The 21,276-nt window shown below is 64.5% G+C and carries 17 protein-coding genes; 7 read left to right on the forward strand and 10 right to left on the reverse strand.

Going from position 1 to position 21,276, the window contains the following annotated elements; genetic code table 11:
- Positions 1-126 precede the first annotated feature (126 nt).
- Together oadA and LU671_RS08550 are read right to left on the reverse strand one after the other, a co-directional pair.
- Complete coding sequence (gene oadA / locus LU671_RS08545) at positions 127-1,935, reverse strand: sodium-extruding oxaloacetate decarboxylase subunit alpha (RefSeq protein ID WP_203649335.1); 1,809 nt, start codon at positions 1,933-1,935, stop codon at positions 127-129.
- 11 nt (positions 1,936-1,946) lie between these two features.
- Positions 1,947-3,362 (reverse strand): acetyl-CoA carboxylase biotin carboxylase subunit, encoded by a 1,416-nt coding sequence (locus LU671_RS08550; protein ID WP_203649333.1) that lies wholly within the window; start codon positions 3,360-3,362, stop codon positions 1,947-1,949.
- Positions 3,363-3,566: 204 nt separating this feature from the next.
- Here LU671_RS08550 and LU671_RS08555 point away from each other — a divergent pair, with 204 nt between their 5' ends.
- The gene (locus tag LU671_RS08555) at positions 3,567-4,514 is read left to right on the forward strand and encodes a LysR family transcriptional regulator (RefSeq protein ID WP_203649331.1); all 948 of its coding nucleotides are present in this window, start codon (positions 3,567-3,569) and stop codon (positions 4,512-4,514) included.
- Here the strand turns inward: LU671_RS08555 and LU671_RS08560 are convergent.
- Both LU671_RS08560 and hexR read right to left on the reverse strand, forming a co-directional pair.
- Positions 4,456-4,674 carry a PA3496 family putative envelope integrity protein gene (locus tag LU671_RS08560; RefSeq protein WP_203649329.1) on the reverse strand — a complete coding sequence of 73 codons (219 nt, stop codon included), beginning with the start codon at positions 4,672-4,674 and terminating at the stop codon, positions 4,456-4,458. The two genes, LU671_RS08555 and LU671_RS08560, sit on opposite strands and share 59 nt — an antisense overlap.
- Before the next feature lie 160 nt (positions 4,675-4,834).
- Positions 4,835-5,701, reverse strand: coding sequence for a transcriptional regulator HexR (gene hexR / locus LU671_RS08565; protein ID WP_232855417.1), 867 nt, complete (start codon positions 5,699-5,701; stop codon positions 4,835-4,837).
- A 103-nt stretch (positions 5,702-5,804) separates the two neighbouring features.
- On the opposite strand from hexR, the gene zwf reads away from it, so the two are divergent.
- On the forward strand, positions 5,805-7,247 hold the full coding sequence (gene zwf, locus LU671_RS08570; RefSeq protein ID WP_232855418.1) for a glucose-6-phosphate dehydrogenase: 1,443 nt from the start codon (positions 5,805-5,807) through the stop codon (positions 7,245-7,247).
- Positions 7,248-7,336: 89 nt separating this feature from the next.
- Here zwf and LU671_RS08575 read toward each other — a convergent pair whose 3' ends face one another.
- Positions 7,337-10,213, reverse strand: coding sequence for an EAL domain-containing protein (locus LU671_RS08575; RefSeq protein ID WP_232855419.1), 2,877 nt, complete (start codon positions 10,211-10,213; stop codon positions 7,337-7,339).
- Between the two features lie 239 nt (positions 10,214-10,452).
- On the opposite strand from LU671_RS08575, the gene uvrD reads away from it, so the two are divergent.
- From uvrD to LU671_RS08590, 3 genes are all read left to right on the forward strand, one after another.
- The gene (gene uvrD, locus LU671_RS08580) at positions 10,453-12,636 is read left to right on the forward strand and encodes a DNA helicase II (protein WP_203649319.1); all 2,184 of its coding nucleotides are present in this window, start codon (positions 10,453-10,455) and stop codon (positions 12,634-12,636) included.
- 270 nt (positions 12,637-12,906) lie between these two features.
- The gene (locus tag LU671_RS08585; RefSeq protein WP_232855420.1) at positions 12,907-13,755 is read left to right on the forward strand and encodes a Tim44 domain-containing protein; all 849 of its coding nucleotides are present in this window, start codon (positions 12,907-12,909) and stop codon (positions 13,753-13,755) included.
- A 113-nt stretch (positions 13,756-13,868) separates the two neighbouring features.
- Positions 13,869-14,276: an SMI1/KNR4 family protein gene (locus LU671_RS08590; RefSeq protein ID WP_028689999.1), complete on the forward strand. Its 408-nt coding sequence runs from the start codon at positions 13,869-13,871 to the stop codon at positions 14,274-14,276.
- Between the two features lie 143 nt (positions 14,277-14,419).
- On the opposite strand, the gene LU671_RS08595 is transcribed toward LU671_RS08590, so the two are convergent.
- Positions 14,420-16,180: a cation:proton antiporter gene (locus tag LU671_RS08595; RefSeq protein WP_203649317.1), complete on the reverse strand. Its 1,761-nt coding sequence runs from the start codon at positions 16,178-16,180 to the stop codon at positions 14,420-14,422.
- A gap of 326 nt (positions 16,181-16,506) precedes the next feature.
- On the opposite strand from LU671_RS08595, the gene LU671_RS08600 reads away from it, so the two are divergent.
- Positions 16,507-16,992, forward strand: a complete 486-nt coding sequence (locus LU671_RS08600; protein ID WP_050707577.1) for an acyl-CoA thioesterase — start codon at positions 16,507-16,509, stop codon at positions 16,990-16,992.
- On the opposite strand, the gene pdxY is transcribed toward LU671_RS08600, so the two are convergent.
- Positions 16,989-17,861 carry a pyridoxal kinase PdxY gene (gene pdxY / locus LU671_RS08605; protein WP_203649315.1) on the reverse strand — a complete coding sequence of 291 codons (873 nt, stop codon included), beginning with the start codon at positions 17,859-17,861 and terminating at the stop codon, positions 16,989-16,991. The genes LU671_RS08600 and pdxY overlap by 4 nt on opposite strands.
- Positions 17,862-17,981: 120 nt before the next feature.
- On the opposite strand from pdxY, the gene LU671_RS08610 reads away from it, so the two are divergent.
- The gene (locus LU671_RS08610) at positions 17,982-18,374 is read left to right on the forward strand and encodes a DUF3301 domain-containing protein (RefSeq protein ID WP_023629680.1); all 393 of its coding nucleotides are present in this window, start codon (positions 17,982-17,984) and stop codon (positions 18,372-18,374) included.
- A gap of 8 nt (positions 18,375-18,382) precedes the next feature.
- Here LU671_RS08610 and LU671_RS08615 read toward each other — a convergent pair whose 3' ends face one another.
- From LU671_RS08615 to zigA, 3 genes are read right to left on the reverse strand one after another with little or no spacing between them, the layout of a single operon-like run.
- Complete coding sequence (locus LU671_RS08615) at positions 18,383-19,357, reverse strand: CobW family GTP-binding protein (protein ID WP_232855421.1); 975 nt, start codon at positions 19,355-19,357, stop codon at positions 18,383-18,385.
- A gap of 51 nt (positions 19,358-19,408) precedes the next feature.
- Positions 19,409-20,026 (reverse strand): DUF1826 domain-containing protein, encoded by a 618-nt coding sequence (locus tag LU671_RS08620; protein WP_186732161.1) that lies wholly within the window; start codon positions 20,024-20,026, stop codon positions 19,409-19,411.
- Positions 20,023-21,231, reverse strand: coding sequence for a zinc metallochaperone GTPase ZigA (gene zigA / locus LU671_RS08625; RefSeq protein WP_203649302.1), 1,209 nt, complete (start codon positions 21,229-21,231; stop codon positions 20,023-20,025). The genes LU671_RS08620 and zigA overlap by 4 nt, the downstream gene beginning before the upstream one ends.
- Between the last annotated feature and the right edge of the window lie 45 nt (positions 21,232-21,276).

A 21,276-nucleotide genomic window follows, 5' to 3' on the forward strand; every position in this document is an offset into this window, starting at 1 on the left:
TCTGCATCAAAATACATAAGCTTTAAAGCCTCCATGTCTTGTTCTGCAAAATAGTGCAGATGGAATGACAAAAAAAGGGGAGCATTCGCTCCCCAGAGGTTAACCGCTTGCAGATGAAGGCTTCTGTCAGCCTTCGATCTCGATCAGGATCTCGCCCGGGGTTACCCGGTCGCCCTTGGCCACGTGGATGGCCACGACCTTGCCGGCGATGGCCGCCTGGACTTCGGTCTCCATCTTCATCGCCTCGGTGATCAGCACTGCCTGGCCGGCCTTGACCACATCGCCTTCCTTGACCAGCACATCGACGATGTTGCCCGGCATGGTGGTGCTGACATGGCCCGGTTCGCTGGCCTGCTTGCGCTTGCTGCCGCCACCGCCGACGAAGTCGTTGAGCGGCTCGAACACCACTTCTTCCGGCATGCCGTCGATGGACAGGTAGAAGTGGCGCTTGCCTTCGGCCTTGACGCCCACGCCGGTGATGTCGACGCGGTAGGTCTCGCCGTGCACGTCGATGACGAACTCGGTCGGTACGCCCTCACCGCCCACCGAGCCCACCGCGCCGGCTTCCGGAATCGGCAGCAGGGCTTCGGGCTTGAGGGTGCCGGCTTCGCGCTCCTCGAGGAACTTGCGGCCAATGTCGGGGAACATGGCGAAAGTCAGCACGTCTTCCTCGGAGTGCGCCAGGCTGCCGATATCGGCACGCAGCTTGGCCATCTCCGGCTTGAGCAGATCGGCCGGGCGCACGTCGATCACTTCCTCGCTGCCGATGGCCTGGCGGCGCAGCTGCTCGTTGACCACGCCCGGAGCCTTGCCGTAACCGCCCTGCAGGTACAGCTTCACTTCGTTGGTAATGGTCTTGTAGCGCTCGCCGGCCAGCACGTTGAAGAACGCCTGGGTGCCGACGATCTGCGAGGTCGGGGTCACCAGCGGCGGGAAGCCGAGGTCTTCACGCACCCGCGGGATCTCCGCCAGCACTTCGTTCATGCGGTTGAGCGCGCCCTGCTCCTTGAGCTGGTTGGCCAGGTTGGAAATCATCCCGCCCGGCACCTGGTTGACCTGCACGCGGGTGTCCACGGCGGTGAACTCGCTCTCGAACTGGTGGTACTTCTTGCGCACGGCGTAGAAATACAGGCCGATCTCCTGCAGCAGCTCCAGGTCCAGGCCGGTGTCGAACTCGCTGCCCTTGAGCGCGGCGACCATCGATTCGGTACCCGGGTGGCTGGTGCCCCAGGCGAAGCTGGAAATCGCGGTGTCGATATGGTCGGCGCCGTTTTCCACCGCCTTGAGCTGGCACATCGCGGCCAGGCCGGCGGTGTCGTGGGAGTGGATGAACACCGGCAGCGACTGCTCGGCCTTCAGCGCCTTGACCAGCTCGCCGGTGGCGAACGGGGTCAGCAGGCCGGCCATGTCCTTGATCGCCACCGAGTCGCAGCCCATGGCTTCCATCTGCTTGGCCTGCTGCACGAAGGCATCGATGGTGTGCACGGGGCTGGTGGTGTAGGCGATGGTGCCCTGGGCGTGCTTGCCGGCGGCCTTCACCGCCTCGATGGCCACGCGCAGGTTACGCACGTCGTTCATGGCGTCGAAGATGCGGAACACGTCGATGCCGTTGACCGCCGCCTTGGCGACGAAGGCCTTGACCACGTCGTCGCTGTAGTGGCGGTAGCCCAGCAGGTTCTGGCCGCGCAGGAGCATCTGCAGGCGGGTGTTGGGCAATGCGGCGCGCAGCTTGCGCAGGCGCTCCCACGGGTCTTCCTTGAGGAAGCGCACGCAGGCGTCGAAGGTGGCGCCGCCCCAGACTTCCAGCGACCAGTAGCCGACCTTGTCGAGCTTGTCGCAGATCGGCAGCATGTCTTCGGTGCGCATGCGGGTAGCCAGCAGGGACTGGTGGGCGTCGCGCAGGATCGTGTCGGTAACAAAGATTTTCTTGGACATTGTTCGGTTCCTCACAGGCCTGCGTGCGCGGCGATGGCGGCGGCGATGGCCAGGGCCAGCTCTTCGGGTTTGCGCTTGATCGAGTAGTTGGTCAGTTCAGGGTGGCTTTCGACGAAGCTGGTGTTGAACTGCCCGCTGCGGAATTCCGGGTTGCGCAGGATTTCCTGGTAATACGCGGCGGTGGTCTTCACCCCCTGCACGCGCATGTCGTCCAGGGCTCGCAGGCCGCGGTCCATGGCTTCTTCCCAGGTCAGTGCCCAGACCACCAGTTTCAGGCACATGGAGTCGTAGAACGGCGGGATGGTGTAGCCGGTATAGATCGCCGTGTCAGTGCGCACGCCGGGGCCGCCGGGAGCGTAGTAGCGGGTGATCTTGCCGAAGCTGGGCAGGAAGTTGTTCTTCGGATCTTCGGCGTTGATGCGGAACTGCAACGCGAAGCCGCGGTGCTGGATGTCTTCCTGCTTGATCGACAGCGGCAGGCCGGAGGCGATGCGAATCTGCTCGCGGACGATGTCGATGCCGGTGATTTCCTCGGTGATGGTGTGTTCCACCTGCACCCGCGTGTTCATTTCCATGAAGTACACCTCGCCATCGGCGAGCAGGAACTCCACGGTACCGGCGTTCTCGTAGTCCACCGCCTTGGCTGCGCGCACCGCCAGGTCGCCGATATAGGCGCGCTGCTCGGGGGTGAGCTGCGGGCTCGGAGCAATCTCGATGAGCTTCTGGTTGCGGCGCTGGATCGAGCAATCGCGCTCGAACAGGTGCACCACGTTGCCGAAGCTGTCACCGAGGATCTGCGCCTCGATGTGCTTGGGGTTGACGATGCATTTTTCCAGGAACACTTCCGCCGAGCCGAAGGCCTTGGTGGCCTCGGAGATGACACGGGGGAAGTTCTGCTCCAGCTCTTCACGGCTGTTGCAGCGGCGGATGCCACGCCCGCCGCCACCGGAGGTGGCCTTGAGCATCACCGGGTAACCGATGCGGTCACCCTCGCGCAGGGCTTCATGGATATCGGCGACGTTGCCTTCGGTGCCGGGGGTGACCGGGACACCGGCCGCGATCATGGTGCGGCGCGCTTCGGTCTTGTCGCCCATGCGGCGAATGACATCAGCGGACGGGCCGATGAACTTGATTCCACGTTCGGCGCAGATTTCTGCCAGTTCGGCGTTTTCCGACAGGAAACCGTAGCCTGGATGCAGGGCATCGCAGCCGGTCTCGACAGCAAGGTTCACCAGCTTGCGCGGGTTCAGGTAGCCGGCCAGGGGCTCGGCACCGATGCTGTAGGCCTCGTCGGCGCGCTTGACGTGCAGGGCGTGACGGTCGGCGTCGGCATAGATCGCGACGGAGCGAATGCCCATCTCGGCGCAGGCACGCACGATCCGAACTGCGATCTCACCCCGGTTGGCGATCAGGATTTTTGTTATCACTGGAGTCTTCCCAAAGCCGTAGGAACAGACGATCCGGTTTTACCGGTCGGCGCGTGACCAGACGTCGCTGGCCAGTCGCATATTCACCCTAGCGCTGAAGATCGATAAACAAAAATCAATATTTGTTAGGGGCAGTATTAGCAAAAGCTTATAGTGAGGTAACAAGGTTTTGCCGGAGCCCCGGAAAAAATGCGTAAGTCCTTGATGCGTATGACTTTACGTCAACTGCAGGTGTTCAACGAGGTGTGTGATCTGCGCTCCTACAGCCGGGCGGCCGAGGAGATGGCGCTGACGCAACCCGCCGTTAGTCTACAGATCCGCCAACTCGAGGAGCTGGTCGGCCAGCCGCTGTTCGAGTACGTCGGCAAGAAGCTCTACCTGACCGAGGCGGCCGAGGCGCTGCAACGCGCCAGCCGGGATATCTTCGGGCGCCTGGAGAACCTCGACATGCAGCTGTCGGACCTGCAGGGCTCATTGCAGGGGCAGCTGAAACTGGCGATCGAGTCCAGCGCCAAGTACTTCGTGCCACACCTGTTCGCCGCCTTCAAGCAGCGCCACCCGGAGGTCAACCTCACCCTCACGGTGGTCAACCGGGCCCAGGCGATCCGGCGCCTTTCGGACAACCGCGACGACCTGACCATCATGTCCATGGTGCCCCAGGACATGGGTCTGGAATTCCTGCCCTTCCTCAACAACCCGATCATCGCCGTGGCACCGCCGGACCACCCGCTGTGCAAGCTGGAGCAACTGCGCCTGCAGGACCTCGAACCTCATACCCTGCTGGTTCGCGAGCAGGGCTCGGGCACGCGCAAGGCCTGCGAGGAGTTCTTCAAGGACAAGCGCGTGCACTTCACCCAGACCCTCGAGGTAGCCTCAACCGATGCCCAGCGCGAATGCGTGGTGGCCGGCCTGGGCATCGCCCTGCTGACCCGCCACGCAGTCAATTTGGAGCTGGCCACCGGCGTGCTCAGGGAACTGCCGGTGGAGGAGTTGCCGCTGTACCGCAGCTGGTGCCTGGTGCAATCCAAAAGCAAGCGCCAGTCGCCGGTCGCCTTGGCGTTCCAGGCGTTCATCCGCGGCGAACGTGCGCAAATCAGTGGGCTTGTTGAGCGTTTCTCGGGGAAGTTGCCGCCGATACCTGCCACACCGTGATGTCCTGCAGGTCGGGGTAGTCGGCCAGTTCGCGCAGCAGCTGGCGCTGGTCGCAGTAGCTTTCGATCGCGCGACGGAACTCCATGCGGCGCTGGTCCTTTTCCTGTTGCTTGCGAGCCTTGGCGTTGGGTTGGTACACACCTGCGTGATCATGTGCCATTGCCTGTCTCCCAGATAGGATGCGGGAGTTTCAGACTGGCCTTGGCGGTTTACGGTTTGGCGGAGGAATGGTGACGAAATGATGAAATCTGCGTGGGAGCGGGCTTGCCCCGCGATTGCAATCGCGGGGCAAGCCCGCTCCCACGGAACCTCTGCATTGCTCAGTCGTCGGTGGCCTTGATCGACTTCGGCGACAAACGCAGGCTGCGCAAGCTGCGCTTCACGCTCTTGAGGTGGTTGACCAGGCTTGGCCCACGGGCCATGGCCACGCCCATGGCCAGCACGTCGATCACCACCAGGTGGGCGATACGCGAGGTCAGCGGGGTGTAGATCTCGGTGTCTTCATGCACGTCGATGGCCAGGTTGACCGTCGACAATTCGGCCAGCGGCGTCTGGCTCGGGCACAGGGTGATCAGGTTGGCGCCGCTTTCACGCACCAGGTTGGCGGTGATCAGCAGGTCCTTGGAACGCCCCGACTGCGAAATGCACACCGCCACATCGCCCGGCTTCAGGGTGACCGCTGACATCGCCTGCATGTGCGGGTCGGAATAGGCCGCGGCGCTGAGCAGCAGGCGGAAGAACTTGTGCTGGGCATCGGCCGCGACCGCGCCGGAAGCGCCAAAGCCGTAGAACTCCACGCGCTGGGCCAGGGCCATGGCGGTCACCGCCTGCTGCAGCGCTTGCGGGTCGAGGTGCTCGCGCACTTCCATCAGCGTGTGCAGGGTGGTGTCGAAGATCTTCAGGCTGTAGTCGGCGACCGAGTCGTCTTCATGGATGGCAAACTGGCCGAAACTGGCGCCGGCGGCCAGGCTCTGCGCCAGCTTGAGCTTGAGGTCCTGGAAGCCCGAACAGCCTATCGCCCGGCAAAAGCGCACGATGGTTGGCTCGCTGATCCCCACGCTGTGCGCCAGGTCGGCCATCGAGCTGTGCATGACGGCAGCCGGATCGAGCAGCACATGGTCGGCCACTTTGAGTTCCGATTTACGCAGCAGGTGCCGCGATTGGTCGATATGTTGCAACAGATTCACGGGCTGGACTCGGTTATGATCGGCGTGCCGGGATGTAGCTTTCTTGTAGTTATACTACATGCTTGCCAACCCGCCCAGCTAAACGAACGTGGAGAGTGGTGGTTTGACGATTCCTTGCGACATCCTGGTCTTCGGCGGCACGGGCGACCTGGCCCTGCACAAACTGCTCCCGGCGCTCTACCACCTGTATCGCGAGGCCCGCCTGCACAACGCCGTGCGAATCATTGCCCTGGCCCGGCGCAACCTTTCGCGCAACGACTACCTCAAGCTCGCCGAACGCCACTGCCGGGCGCAGATCGCCCGCCAGGACTTCGACGAGGACGTCTGGCAGCGCTTCTGCGCACGCCTGGACTATTTCCCCATGGACGCCGCGCAAAGCGCCGACTTCGGTCGCCTGGCCCGCTACCTGGGCGAACCTGGCGGGTTGACCCGGATCTTCTACCTGGCCACCGCGCCCAAGCTGTTCGTGCCCATCGCCAACCACCTGCGCATCGCCGGCCTTGCCGACAGCGAGGCGCGCATCGTGCTGGAGAAGCCCATCGGTCACTCGCTGGAGTCGGCCACCGCGATCAACGAGGCCATCGGTGCGGTGTTCAGCGAACCGCAGGTGTTCCGCATCGACCACTACCTGGGCAAGGAAACCGTGCAGAACCTCATGGCGCTGCGCTTTGCCAATGCCCTGCTGGAGCCGGTGTGGCGCAACGGCCAGGTCGACCATGTGCAGATCAGCGTCTGCGAGACCCTTGGCGTGGAAAACCGCGGCGCCTACTACGACCGTGCCGGCGCCACCCGCGACATGCTGCAGAACCACCTGCTGCAATTGCTCTGCCTGGTGGCCATGGAGCCGCCGGCGCAGTTCGAGGCCGAGGCGGTGCGCGACGAAAAGGTGAAGATCCTCCGCGCGCTCAAGCCCATCACCGGCCAGGACGTGCAGGACAAGACCGTGCGCGGCCAGTACGGCACCGGCAAGATCGGCGGCCAGGAAGTACCGGCCTACTACTTCGAGAAGGACGTGGACAACGACAGCGACACCGAGACCTTCGTCGCGGTGCAGGCGCACATCGACAACTGGCGCTGGGCCGGCGTGCCCTTCTACCTGCGCACCGGCAAGCGCATGGCGCGGCGCTCGTCGCAGATCGTCATCCAGTTCAAGCCGGTGCCCCACGAGCTGTTCAGCGGCGGCCAGGTCAACCAGTTGCTGATCCAGCTACAGCCGGACGAGCACATCAGCCTGCGCATGATGACCAAGAGCCCGGGCAAGGGCATGCGCCTGGCACCGGTCGAACTGGACCTGAACCTCGCCCAGGCCTTCGCCCAGACCCGCCGCTGGGACGCCTACGAGCGGCTGCTGCTGGATGTGCTGGAAGGCGACTCGACACTGTTCATGCGCCGCGACGAGGTCGAGGCCGCCTGGGCCTGGATCGACCCGATCCTGCAGGGCTGGGAGGAGCACTTCCAGGCGCCACGTCCCTACCCCGCCGGCAGCAATGGCCCGGAACAGGCCAACAGCCTGTTGGCCCGCCAAGGCCAGGCCTGGCACCTGTAGGAGCGGCCTCGTGCCGCGAAACGGCTGCAAAGCAGCCCCGGCAACTCCAAGCCGGGCGCCTATTATCAACGCCTTGAAAAGGCCGACCTTCAGCGCAACAGGTCGGCCGTCGAGCGATCAAGCAGCGCGCGGAACGAGGTCGCATCCACCGGCCGGCTGATCAGGTAGCCCTGCACCTCGTCACAGCCATGCTCGCGCAGGAACTGCAACTGCTCGCGGGTTTCCACCCCTTCGGCCACTACCTTCAGTCGCAGGCTCTTGGCCATGGCGATGATCGCCCGGGTGATGGCCGCGTCCTGAGTCCCTTCGAGCAGGCCGCGAATGAACGCCTGGTCAATCTTCACGTAGTCGACCGGGAACCGTTTGAGGTAGCTCAGCGACGAGTAGCCGGTGCCGAAATCGTCGATGGCCAGCTTCACCCCCAGCGCGTGCAGCTGTTCGAAGGTGGTGATGATGTGCTCGACGCTGTCCAGCAACTGGCTTTCGGTCAGCTCCAACTCCAGCAGGTGCGGCGCCAGGCCTGACTCCTGCAGGACCTGGCGCACCAGGCTGACCAGCTTGCCTTGGCGCAGCTGGTACACCGACAGGTTGACCGAAACGCGTACCTCCAGGCCCTGGCGCAACCATTCGCACGCCTGCCAGCAGGCCTGGCGCAGCACGAACTCACCCATGGGCGCGATCAGCCCGGTCTCTTCGGCCAGGCCGATGAACTCACTGGGCGGCACCATGCCCCACTCGGGGTGCTGCCAGCGCACAAGCGCCTCGGCCGCGTGCAACTGGCCGGTGCGCAGGCACAGCTTGGGCTGGTAGTAGACCAGCAACTGGCGCTCGTCGATGGCCTTGCGCAGCTGGTTCTCCAGTTGCAGGCGCTCCAGGGTGCTGGCGCGCAAGCTCTCGGTGTAGAACTGGAAGCTGTCGCCGCCCAGATGCTTGGCATGCTGCTTGGCCATGTCGGCCTGGCTGACCAGGGCATTGAGGTCCTGGGTGGCGTCGGACAACAGGCTGATACCTACCGAGGCGCTGATCACCACCTCGTGCCCACCGACGCGCTGGGGTACGCGCAGCTTGTCGAGCAGCCGGGTGGTGACGCGCACCAGGCTCGACAGGTTGGTGTAGCCGTCGAACAGCACGGCGAATTCGTCGCCGGACAGGCGCGCCACGGTGTCGGCCTCCGGCACCGCGTTGGCCAGGCGCTGGGCCATCTTCTTGAGCAGCTGGTCCGCCAGTTCATGGCCCAGGCTCTCGTTGAGCAGCTTGAAACGATCCAGGTCCACATGCAGCAGCGCCAGGCTGCGGCCGTTCAGGCGCATGCGCTGCGCCGCCTCGTGCAGGCGCAGGCGGAACAGCGCGCGATTGGCCAGCCCGGTGAGGTCGTCGTAATGCGCCAGGTAGCGCAGGCGCTCCTCGGATTCGCGGCGTGCGGACAGGTCGGTGAAGAAGCCGACGATGTTGACGATCCGTCCCCGAGGGTCATTCACGCTGTTCAGTTGCAGCCACTGCGGGTAGAGCTCGCCGTTCTTGCGCGCCTCGACCAGCTCGCCCTGCCAGCGGCCCTGCTGCTCCAACGCCTGGTCGATAGCCTGGCTGTGGCGCCGGGCATCGCGGCTGCAGGGCAGTTCCAGGGCATTGCGGGCGATCAGCTCGGCCCGGCCGTAGCCGGTGACATCGCAGAAGGCCTGGTTCACCGCCAGCAACTGGAAGTCCGCGTCGAGAATGGCGATCCCTTCGCTGGCCGCCTCGAACACCGTCGCGGCCAGGCGCTGCTGCTCTTCCTGCTCCTTCTGCGCGGTGATGTCGCGGCGGGTGCCGAGCATGCGCAGGACCTTGCCCTGGTCATCGGACTCCACCGCCCGCCCACGGTCCTCGATCCAGCACCAGTGCCCCTGGGCGTGGCGTACCCGGTACTCGACCCGGTAATCCTCGGTGCGCCCCTTGAGGTGCTCGACCAGCGTGCGCCGCAGCACAGGCAGGTCATCAGGATGCAGCCGTGGCTTGAGGTCGGCGCGCACCGAGCGCACTTGCTCCGGATCCAGACCGAACAGCGCATGCAACTGGGTGTGATGGACCTCGTCGGTTTCCAGGTTCCAGTCCCACAGCCCGAGCTCACTGGCCTGCAAGGCCAGGGCCAGGCGCTGCTCGCTCTTGCTCAGGGCCTGGTTGGCCAGATCCAGCTCATGACTGCGTTGGGCCACCCGCTGCTCGAGGCCGGCATGGGCCTTGCGCAGGTCGTCCTCGGCCCGGCGTCGTTGGGCGATCTCGGCGCTGAGCTGACGGTTGAGGCCCTCGCCATGGCGCTGGGCGTTCTGCAGGTGCTCGATCAGCGCCTGGTTCTGGAAGCGGCGCAGCAGGCCGCGCTCGATCAGGCGATTGACCTGCCAGGCCACCACCATCAGCGCCACCAGCAGGATCAGCCCCAGCCAGCCCCAGCCGCGCTGGTGCCCGGCGTCATAGACGAACAGAAACGCGATCGGCGGCAGCAGGCACGGCAGGGCGAAGCTGAGAAACGCCGGCAGGCTCACCGCGTAGGCGACACTGGCGGACAACGCCGCCGCGCCGAGCAGGCCGAAGACCCAGGCCTGCTGCACGAAGTTGTCCGCCGGCGCCAGGGCGATGACCGCGCTGGCCAAGGTCAGGCCGCTGAACGCCGAGCCGAGCAGGAACATGCGCCGCCAGGTCGGCTTGGCCTGGCGCGCCGGCGTCGCCGCGTCGAAGGCCGCCACCTGGATCACCCGCAGCGCCACCAGCGCCAGCAACCAGGCCAGCCACACCCCGACCAGCAGATAGCGCGCAGGGCTCCACAGCAGCCAGGCGCAGAGCAGGCCGTTGAGCAGCATGAACAAGGTGGGCAACAACGAGCCCTGGTACAGCAGGCGAGTACGCTCGATCGACAGCTGGGTGGCGAATTGCCTGCGAACGCTCCTTGTCGTCTCCGGCGATGCTCCGATCGCCCCGCAATCCTGGGTCATATTGGCTGGTTTCTTTTGTGTTCTTGTTATGGCTGACCGCAAATGTGCAGGGAGCATACACAAGCACCGCGTCGGACCAAACTGCTCTGCGTCATGATTTCGAAAATGTCTGCTGCGTCCAGGTCTGACCGCTCAACCACGGGTGCCGGGCAAGACCACCGATGAACGGTCGAGCGTCCGCCCGGCGATTTGCACCCGGGGCGTTTGCCCCTGCCTTCGCGCGGCCATAGAATGCCCGGATGCATAATGACGACCTCTCCCTCCTGCTGAACTCCCTCAACGACGCTCAACGCCAGGCCGTGGCGGCCTCGGTGGGGCGCCAACTGGTTCTGGCCGGCGCCGGCTCGGGCAAGACCCGCGTGCTGGTGCACCGCATCGCCTGGCTGATCCAGGTCGAGCAGGCCTCGCCGCACTCGATCCTGTCGGTGACCTTCACCAACAAGGCCGCGGCGGAAATGCGCCAGCGGATCGAGCAACTGCTGGGCATCAACCCGGCCGGCATGTGGGTCGGCACCTTCCACGGCCTGGCCCACCGCCTGCTGCGGGCGCACTGGCAGGAGGCGGGGCTGGCGCAGAACTTCCAGATCCTCGACAGCGACGACCAGCAGCGCCTGATCAAGCGGGTGATCCGCGAGATGGGCCTGGACGAGCAGAAATGGCCGGCGCGCCAGGTCCAGTGGTTCATCAACGGGCAGAAGGACGAAGGCCTGCGCCCACGCCATATCCAGGCCAGCGGCGACCTGTTCCTGGCCACCATGCGCGACATCTATGTCGCCTACGAGCAGGCCTGCGACCGCGCCGGGGTCATCGACTTCTCCGAGCTGCTGCTGCGCGCCCTCGATCTGTGGCGAGACCACCCGGACCTGCTCAGGCACTACCAGCGCCGCTTCCGCCACCTGCTGGTGGACGAGTTCCAGGACACCAACGCCGTGCAGTACGCCTGGTTGCGCCTGCTGGCCTCCGGTGGCGACAGCCTGATGGCGGTGGGCGACGACGACCAGTCGATCTACGGCTGGCGTGGCGCCAAGATCGAGAACATCCACCAGTACACCGCCGACTTCCCGGACGCCGAGCTGATCCGCCTGGAGCAGAACTACCGCTCCACCGGCGGCATCCTCAAGGCCGCCAACGCCCTGATCGCCAACAACAGCGGGCGCCTGGGCAAGGAACTGTGGACCGACATGGGCGAAGGCGAGCCGCTGACGCTCTACGCCGCCTACAACGAGCATGACGAAGCGCGCTACGTGGTCGAGACCATCGAAAGCCTGATCAAGCAGGGCAACGCGCGTAACGAAGTGGCCATCCTGTACCGCTCCAACGCCCAGTCGCGGGTGCTGGAAGAGGCCCTTCTGCGCGAACGCATCCCGTACCGCATCTATGGCGGCCAGCGCTTCTTCGAGCGCGCCGAGATCAAGAACGCCATGGCCTACCTGCGCCTGCTCGAAGGTCGCGGCAACGACGCGGCGCTAGAGCGGGTGATCAACGTGCCGCCACGGGGCATCGGCGAAAAGACCGTTGAGGCCATCCGCGACCACGCCCGCCACAGCCAGCTGTCGATGTGGGAAGCCATGTGCCAGCTGCTCGCCGCCAAGGCCCTCAAGGGCCGCGCCGCCAGCGCCCTGGGCGCGTTCATCGAGCTGCTCGAGAACCTCGCCGCCAAGGTGCTGGACATGCCGCTGCACCTGATGACCCAGACGGTCATCGAGCAGTCCGGGCTGATCGTCTATCACCAGGAAGAAAAAGGCGAGAAAGGCCAGGCCCGGGTGGAAAACCTTGAGGAACTGGTCAGCGCGGCGCGCAACTTCGAGACCAGTGACGAAGACGCCGACCTCTCGCCGCTGTCGGCGTTCCTCGGCCACGCTTCGCTGGAGGCTGGCGACACCCAGGCCGACGAGCACGAGGACAGCATCCAGCTGATGACCCTGCACAGTGCCAAGGGCCTGGAGTTCCCGTACGTGTTCCTGGTAGGCATGGAGGAAGGCCTGTTCCCGCACAAGATGAGCCTGGAAGAGCCCGGTCGTCTTGAAGAGGAGCGCCGCCTGGCCTACGTGGGGATTACCCGGGCCATGCGCCAGCTGGTCATGACCTACGCCGAGACCCGTCGACTATATGGCAGCGAGACCTACAACAAGGTGTCGCGCTTCGTCCGGGAGATCCCCGCCGGACTGGTGCAGGAGGTGCGCCTGTCGAACACCGTCAGCCGTCCGTTCGGTGGCGCGAAGACGCCGGCCAGCAGCCTGTTCGCCAACGCCAGCATCCCGCAGACCGCCTTCAGCCTCGGCCAGCGGGTGCAGCATGCGGTGTTCGGCGAGGGCGTAATCCTCAACTTCGAGGGCTCCGGGGCCCAGGCACGGGTGCAGGTGAACTTCTCCGAGGGCAGCAAATGGCTGATGCTGGGCTACGCCAAGCTGGAAGCTATCTGACTGGACTGAACGACACGCGCCTGTAGGAGCGGCCTCGTGCCGCGAAAGGGCCGCAAAGCGGCCCCGGCAATTTCAGCGTCACACCGCAACAGGGGCTGCTGCGCAGCCCTTTCCGGCCGGTCCGACGCCTCGGCAAGGCCGCTCCTACAGGTGAACGCGTAGATCCGGGCGATCAGGCAAAAGCTCGAAACATCTTGTCGCTGGCTATGTCTGCCAGTTCATGTGCACCATGACGCGCGTGCAATCCACACAAACGGGAATCCCCATCTTATGCAACGTTTTCTTAGCATCGCTCTGGCGCTCTGCGTCGGCCTGACGCTGAGCCTCGACGCCAACGCCAAGCGCTTCGGTGGTGGCAAGAGCTCGGGCTCCGCGCCTATCCACCAGACCCGCCAGGCCACCCCGACCACGCCTGCCGCCGCCCCGACCGCTCCTGGCCGCGCACCCGCTGCCGCCAGCGGTGCCTCGCGCTGGCTGGGCCCACTCGCCGGCCTCGCCGCCGGTGGCCTGCTGGCCTCCATGTTCATGGGCGACGGCTTCGACGGCATGCAGATCCTCGATTTCCTGATCATGGGCCTGATCGCCTTCCTGGTCTTCCGCTTCATCGCCGCGCGCCGTCGCCAGCAGCAGCCGCAACACGCTGCCGCCGGCCACGCCCCGTACCAGCGCGAAGCACAGCCGCAGGCCGCACCGCAGTCGATCTTCGGCGGCTCCGCCGCACCGGCCGCCTCGCCTGTGATCAACGCCCCGGCCTGGTTCAACGAAGCCAGCTTCCTGTCCGCCGCCCGTTCGCACTTCCAGTCGCTGCAGCAGCACTGGGACGCCAACGAGATGGACAAAATCGCCGAGTTCGTCACCCCGCAGATGCTCGAGTTCCTCAAGCGCGAGCGCGCCGAGCAGGGTGAAGGCTTCCAGTCCACCTACATCGACGACCTCGATGTGCAACTGGACGGCGTCGACGAGCGCGCCGACCAGACCGACGCCACCCTGACCTTCCGTGGCGTGTCGAAGACCTCGCGCTTCGACCAGGGCGAAGCCTTCAGCGAAAGCTGGCACATGGTTCGCGCCCATGGCGAAAACCAGCCTTGGCTGCTGGCCGGTATCCGCCAAAACGGTTAACCGTCGCACGTTGCAGAAAAAACCCCGGGCCTGTCCCGGGGTTTTTGCTTTTGCCAGAGCGGCCTACTAGGGTATAACGCGCAGCGTTGTCATAAGGTCAGAGGATGTGAACCGTGGAAGAAGTGATCGAACAACTCCGTGAAGCCAACGAGCCGGTACCGGTGCCGCTGGAGCTGCCGGACGAGGATCAGCTGGTCGAGATCGAGGAAGAGCTGTTCATCAACATCCCGTTCGTGTTCAAGGAATACCTGCTGACCGTCAGCGACGTGGTGTACGGTAGCCTCGAGCCGGTGACCGTGACCGATCCGCAATCCCACACCTACCTGCCGGAAGTGGCGGCCAACGCCTGGGACGCCGGTGTGCCCCGCGATCTCATTCCCATCTGCCAGGACGGAGACGACTACTACTGCGTCGAAGAGGACGGCACCGTGGTGCTGTGGTCCGGCGAAGAAGAAATCGTCACCGAGGAAAGCTGGGAATCGGTCTGGCACTGGGCACGGGATGTCTGGCTGGAAAGCTGAATGAGAAATACCCGCATAAAGTGATGGCTTATAGCTACCAATCACTCGTAGAATCGCCAGGCTCTCTGCGCCTGGCGACACTGCTACCGCTCCATCCCCTCGGACGACGGTGAAATCTTGCGCAGAAAGCGTTAACCGCCCGCTCAGTGCGAATGATCGCGGCTGTTCTCCAGCGTCTCCAGCAACGCCACCTGCATCCGCGTATGCACCCGGATCAACCAGCGCCACAGCAGCGCCACCACCACCGCCGCCACCACCACGATGACCAGCAGCAGTTCGCTGGTCGGCAGGATGCTTGCCGACAAGGCCGACAGCAGCAGGAAGATCACCAGCAGTGACAGCAGCGGAATCACCTCGGCGATCACCCGCCGTACCCGCTGGGTATGCCGCCCGGCCATCTCGGGCTTGACGCCCATCTCCGCCAGCAGCATCGACAACGCCTTGAGCTTGCGATACGCCGCGATCAGGAACGGCAGCGACAACAGCAATGCCGCGCCCCAGATCATCGCCTTCTGCTGGCCGGCGTCCGCCACCCACTCGCTCAACCAGCTGCCGATGCGCCCGGCGAAGTAGCCGCCACTGAAGAAGATCGCGATCACCAGCGCCAGGTTGACCCCGACTTGCAGCAGAATGCGTCGGATCATCGCCGCCAGCATGGCCCCCTCGCCCTGCGGCTGGATGCTGCGCAACCACTCGCCGTACAACGACAGCACCCGTGCCACGCGGCTCGGCACCACCTTGCCCAGCCTGATCGACAACGGATCGGCGGCACGGATCAGGTACGGTGTCAGCAAGGTGGTGATGGCCGACACCGCCACTGCGACCGGATAGAGAAAGTCACTGGTGACCTGCAGGGTCACCCCCAGGGCGGCGATGATGAAGGAGAACTCGCCGATCTGCGAAAGCCCCATCCCCACGCGCAACGAGGTGCGCCCGTCGTTGCCGGCGATGAACGCGCCCAAGCCGCAGGAGAGCATCTTGCCCAGTACCACCGCCAGGGTGATGACCACGATCGGCCAGGCGTACTCGACCAGGATCGACGGGTCGATCATCAAGCCGATGGCGACGAAGAAGATGGCGCTGAACAGGTCGCGAACCGGCTCGATCAGGCGCTCGATCTTCAGCAGCTGGCGCGACTCGGCCATGATCGCACCGATCAGGAAGGCGCCGAGCACCATGCTGTACTCGAGCTTGACCACCAGCAGGCAGAAGCCGAAACACAGGCCTAGCACGGTGATCAGCAGCATCTCGTTGCTTTCGAATTTCGCCACGTAGGCCAGCAGCCGCGGCACCAGCAGGATGCCGATGACCAGCGCGACGATCATGAACAGCGACAGCTTGCCCACGGTGGAGAACACTTCGCCGGAGCTCACCGAGCCACTGACGGCGATGCCCGACAGCAGTGCGATGATACCGATGCCGAGGATGTCCTCGACGATCAACACGCCGAAGATCAGCTGGGCGAAACGCTCGTTCTTCATCTTCAGGTCGTTGAGCGCCTTGACGATGATGGTGGTCGAGGAGATCGCCAGGATCGCCCCGAGGAACAGCGAATCCATGGTGTTCCAGCCGAACCAGCGACCGATCTCGAAACCGATCCAGATCATCAGCACGATTTCCAGGAAGGCCGCGATGAAGGCCGTGGCGCCGACCTTGAACAGCTTGCGCAGGCTGAACTCCAGGCCCAGGCAGAACATCAGGAAGATCACCCCCAGCTCGGCCAGGGTCTTGATGGTGTCTTCGTCGTGGATCAGGCCGAACGGCGGCGTATGCGGGCCGATGATGAAACCAGCGACGATATAACCCAGCACCACCGGCTGCTTGAGGCGATGAAAGAGGATGGTGACCACCCCGGCAACCAGCATGATCACCGCCAGGTCCTGGATGAAGCTGATGGCATGCATGGCGTGATACTCCTTGTTTTCAGTGCTCGGGGCGAACCGCTCCTCTGCCGGACGATCCTTCGGCGCGGAGCAGGCACATACTCTTGTGATAGACGCAAAAGCCCACGTTGCATGGGCGTCGTCAGGTTAACATCGCGCCTTGCCACAAATTGCCGATGCAATATGCAGAAACAGATCGGCCGATTCGACACCGCCGATGGCAAGATTGGCGTGACGATGGAGCGTCAGCCGACGTCCCGTACCAGGATGGGAAACCTCAACGAGGGGAAACAGAAGTGTCTGCAGATACCCGCCCCGAATCCGTGCAAATTCACCGTGAGCTCTCTATGGAACCTGGAAACGCCCAGCTGACCATGACCGTCCTGATGACACCGGACATGGCCAATTTCTCTGGCAACGTACACGGCGGCACCCTGCTCAAGTACCTCGACGAAGTCGCCTATGCCTGCGCCAGCCGCTATGCCGGCACTTATGTGGTGACCCTGTCGGTGGACCAGGTGATTTTCCGCGAACCGGTGCATGTCGGCGAGCTGGTGACCTTCCTCGCCTCGGTCAACTACACCGGCAACACCTCGATGGAGGTGGGCATCAAGGTGGTCACCGAGAACATCCGCGAGCGCTCGGTACGCCACTCCAACAGCTGCTTCTTCACCATGGTCGCGGTGGACGACGACCGTCGCCCGGTGAAGGTGCCGCCGCGCCAGCCGCAGAGCAGCGAGGAGAAGCGCCGCTTCCTGCAAGGCCAGCAACGCCGCCAGATCCGCCAGGAGCTGGAACAGCGTTACCAGAACCTCAAGGCTGATTCGATCTAGTACATCAGGCGCTGCGCCTCGAAGCGCACCCGTGGATGGGCGATGCGATCCTGGGCCCGCACCAGCTGCAGTTCATAGCTGGTACAGGCCTGGGTTTCCAGCAGCACCTCATGTACCGCGGCGGCGGTGAATTCGAAAGCCTGCAACCAGTCGTCACCCAGCAGCACGCGGGCGAGGAACAGCCCGGAGGTCAGGTCGCCCACGCCCACCGGCTGGCGTGGGAAGGCCAGCAAGGGCCGGCGCAGGTGCCAGCTGGCATCACGGGTCACCAGCAGCATCTCGAAGGCGTCGTCCGCCCGCTGTGGATAATTCAGGTGCTTGACCAGCACCACCTGCGGCCCGCGCTCCAGCAACCCGCGCGCCATGCTCACGCAATCGTCCAGGGACTGCGCGCGACGGCCACAGAAGCTATCCAGCTCGAGCTGGTTCGGGCACAGGATATCGGCCTTGGCGACGGCCTCCTCGAGCAGGAACTCGCTGACCTCTGCCGGTACGATGCAGCCCTTCTCGGCATGCCCCATGACCGGGTCGCACAGGTACAAGGCCTTGGGATTGACCGCCTTGATCCGCTCGACGCCGGCCAGGATCGCCCGCCCCTGCTCGGCACTGCCCAGGTAGCCCGACAACACCGCATCGCAGTGGCCCAGCTCACCGATATTGGAAATGCCTTCCACCAACGCGGGAATTTGCGCTGGGGCAAGCACTTCCCCAGCCCACTGTCCATACTGAGTATGGTTGGAGAACTGTACGGTGTTGAGCGGCCAGACGTTGACCCCAACCCGCTGCATGGGAAACACCGCGGCGCTGTTTCCGGCGTGTCCAAAGACCACGTGGGACTGAATGGCGAGCAGGTGCGGCGTACGTTTCATGCGGGACGATTCCGAAACTGTGTGAATAAGTGTGCGGCCCGCAGTATGAACCCGATTGCCATCTGTACGACAGGCCAGAGACGCAGTTAAGCTGGATCGACCTATCTGGAGCTTACGCAAATGCTGACCCTGGAAAACCTCTTCGTCCTGATGCTGGTGGCGACCGCAGGCGCCTGGCTGTGGCACAACCACGGGCTGCGCGAAAAGGCCCTGGCACGGGTCAAGCAGCATTGCGCCAAGCTCGACCTGGAACTGCTCGACGACGCCGTGGCGCTCAAACGCATCGCCTTCGTGCGTGACGCCAATGGCAGGAAGCGCCTGGCGCGCATCTACAACTTCGAGTTCACCGTCACCGGTGAACAACGCCACCCCGGCACCGTCACCCAGTTCGGCGCCCACACCATGCAGATTGAACTCGCGCCCTATCCGTTCGAGATCAAGACCCCGCCGCGTACCGACAACGTCATCGAGATGCAGCAGTGGCGCCAGGAACATAACCGCTGGCGCAATTGATCAACGGATCAACGGATCAGCTGGCAGCCGCCGATGGCCGCTTGCAGGGCCTGCAAGGGTTGCGGTCGATCGAAGATCAGCTCGATACGCGAGTCCTTGCGCCATTCGCTGGAACGCCACTCCAGCGTCCCGCCTTCCAGGCCGTTGAACGACTGCCAGCCTTCCGTGCTGTGGATAACACCCTTCGCCCGGCGCCACACCCATTGCTCGAGAACACCGCGCAGCACCGCATTGTCGAAGCATTGGTCGGGATGCCAGCGCCAGCCGACGCTCCAACCTCCCTCCCCCTGCTGAAACTGGCAGATCGGCTGTCGTGGATCGGTCCACAGGGTGGGCAACGGCACTGCACCGTTATCCACAGGCAGGCTGCCAAGGTCGAGAGTGCCTACTGCTACGGGGGTTGAAACAGGCAATACAGCAAGCGGCAGTACCCCGTGATCCGTCCAGCGCGCCGGTAATGCGGGTAGTGATTCACTTATCAACAGGCGTTCGGCTTCATCCACACCACCCGCCTTGTTGAACACCAGTATCCCAGCCTTCGCCAGTGCCTGGCGCTGGGCCTCGGGCAAGACGTCGCCCCGGGACAGCGCCGCGGCATCCAGCACCATCAGCAGTGGCTGGACCGACAGCACGCCAGTCCAGGGCGCACGCCCCAGTTGCTCCAGCAACTCGACCGGGTGACCGAGGCCGGACGGTTCGATGAACAGGCGGTCCGGGCGAGCCTTGCGCAGCAAGCGGCCAAGCCCCACCTGGAATGGCGCGCCATTGACGCAGCACAGGCAGCCTCCCGCCACTTCTCCGATGGCGATGCCCGCCTCGTCGCGGCTGAGCAAGGCGGCATCGAGGCCGACCTGGCCGAACTCGTTAACCAGCACGGCCCAGCGCTCACCTGCCGGACGCTGGTCCAGCAGGTGGCGGATCAGGCTGGTCTTGCCGGCGCCGAGGGGGCCGGCGATCACATGGGTGGGGATGTTCTGCAGCATGGCTCGGTATCGGGGTGGATTGATGACAGTCTATACCGCCGGGCCCCCGACTCATGCCAACCAATCCAGGCTCAACAACAATCGGCGCTCCCCGGCAGGCGTCAGCGGTGACCGGTGGACCAATCCCGCGCCCTCGTTGCCCAGCCACTTCTCGCCCTTCAGCAAAGCCACCTCTCCCGCCGCCAGGCGCCGAACCTTATCCACAGGCGGCGACGACTGCTGCAAGCGCGCGCGATCGATCGCTCCCTCCGCCAGCCATTCGCTGCCCGCGCCGGCATAGGTGCTGAGCAGGCGCACCGGCACATGGTCCACATGCATGCGCGGACACATCGCCCCGTCCAGTACCCGCACGCGTACACCGAGACGACGGGCTCCCAGCAGGCAGGTATAGGCGGCCACCAGCCAGGCCACATCCGCGACGAAACCGTCATAGCCGTGCAGATCAGCGGCCTCCCTGAGCAAACCGGGCAAGGCCGGCGGGTGGCGTTCATCCACCTCGATCACCCGCTCATCGGCCAGGGACTGGCCAAGACTGAGCACCAGGTTGGCGAAGTCCTCCACCTGGGCCGGCAGGCGGCGCTGCCAGACCGCCAGGTTGACGCCATCCTGAAGAATGTCGGTCATCACCTGGGGCGATTCACCGAACACCTGGCGGATATCCACAGTCATGCCACCGCGTCCTCATGCCAGGCACCGAAAGGATCGGGTAGCCGCAGCCAGGCCATCGGTCCAGTTTCCATCTCCTCGTCCGTGAGCAGGCAGGCCTCCAACTCTGTGGATAACCGCTGGAAGTCGATGTTCTGCCCGATGAACACCAGTTCCTGGCGGCAATCGCCGCTTTCCACCGACCACTGCTTGAGGATCGCCGCGGTGTTCTCTTCGTCCTGCGGCCATTGCTCGCGTGGCACGAAGCGCCACCAGCGCCCCGCCAGGCCGTGACGCATCATGCCACCGGCCTGGGACCAGCTCCCGGCCTCCTGATACTTGCTGGCCAGCCAGAAGAAGCCCTTGGAACGCAGCAACCGGCCGTTGCTCCAGGGCGTGTGGATAAAATCGAAGAAGCGCTGCGGGTGGAACGGCCGACGAGCCTGCCAGGTGCTGGCGGCGATGCCGTATTCCTCGGTTTCGGGTACATGCTCGCCCCGCAGTTCGCGCAGCCACCCCGGAGCCTGGGCTGCCTGGTCGAAATCGAACAGGCCGGTATCGAGGATGCGCGACAGCGCCACCTGGCCCATCACCATCGGCACGATCTGCGCCCGGGCATTGAGGCTGCGCAGGATGGCCACCAGCTCCTCGCGGTCAGACTGGCTGATCAGGTCGATCTTGCTCAGCAACAGCACGTCGGCGAATTCGACCTGCTCGATCAACAGGTCACTGATCGAGCGCTCGTCCTGCTCACCCAAGGTCTCGCCACGGCTGGCGAGACTCTCGGCGGCCTGGTAGTCACGCAGGAAGTTCAGCCCGTCGACCACGGTGACCATGGTGTCCAGGCGCGCCATGTCGGAGAGGCTGCGCCCCTGTTCGTCGCGAAAGGTGAAAGTCTCGGCAACCGGCAGCGGCTCGGATATTCCGGTCGACTCGATCAGCAGGTAATCGAAGCGGCCCTCACTCGCCAACCGCGCCACCTCTTCCAGCAGGTCCTCGCGCAAGGTGCAGCAGATGCAGCCGTTGCTCATCTCCACCAGTTTTTCTTCGGCCCGGTTCAGGCTGACGTTGCGCTGGACCTCGCTGGCATCGATGTTGATTTCGCTCATATCGTTGACGATCACGGCGACGCGCAGGTTGTCGCGGTTGCGCAGCACATGGTTGAGCAGCGTGCTCTTGCCGGCGCCGAGGAAGCCGGACAGCACGGTGACAGGGAGACGGTTGGGCATGACTAACCTCATCGGGCAGGCGCATTCGAATCGATGCATTGCACA

Source organism: Pseudomonas sp. NMI760_13 (genome assembly GCF_021283245.1).
GTDB classification, from domain to species: domain Bacteria; phylum Pseudomonadota; class Gammaproteobacteria; order Pseudomonadales; family Pseudomonadaceae; genus Aquipseudomonas; species Aquipseudomonas peradeniyensis.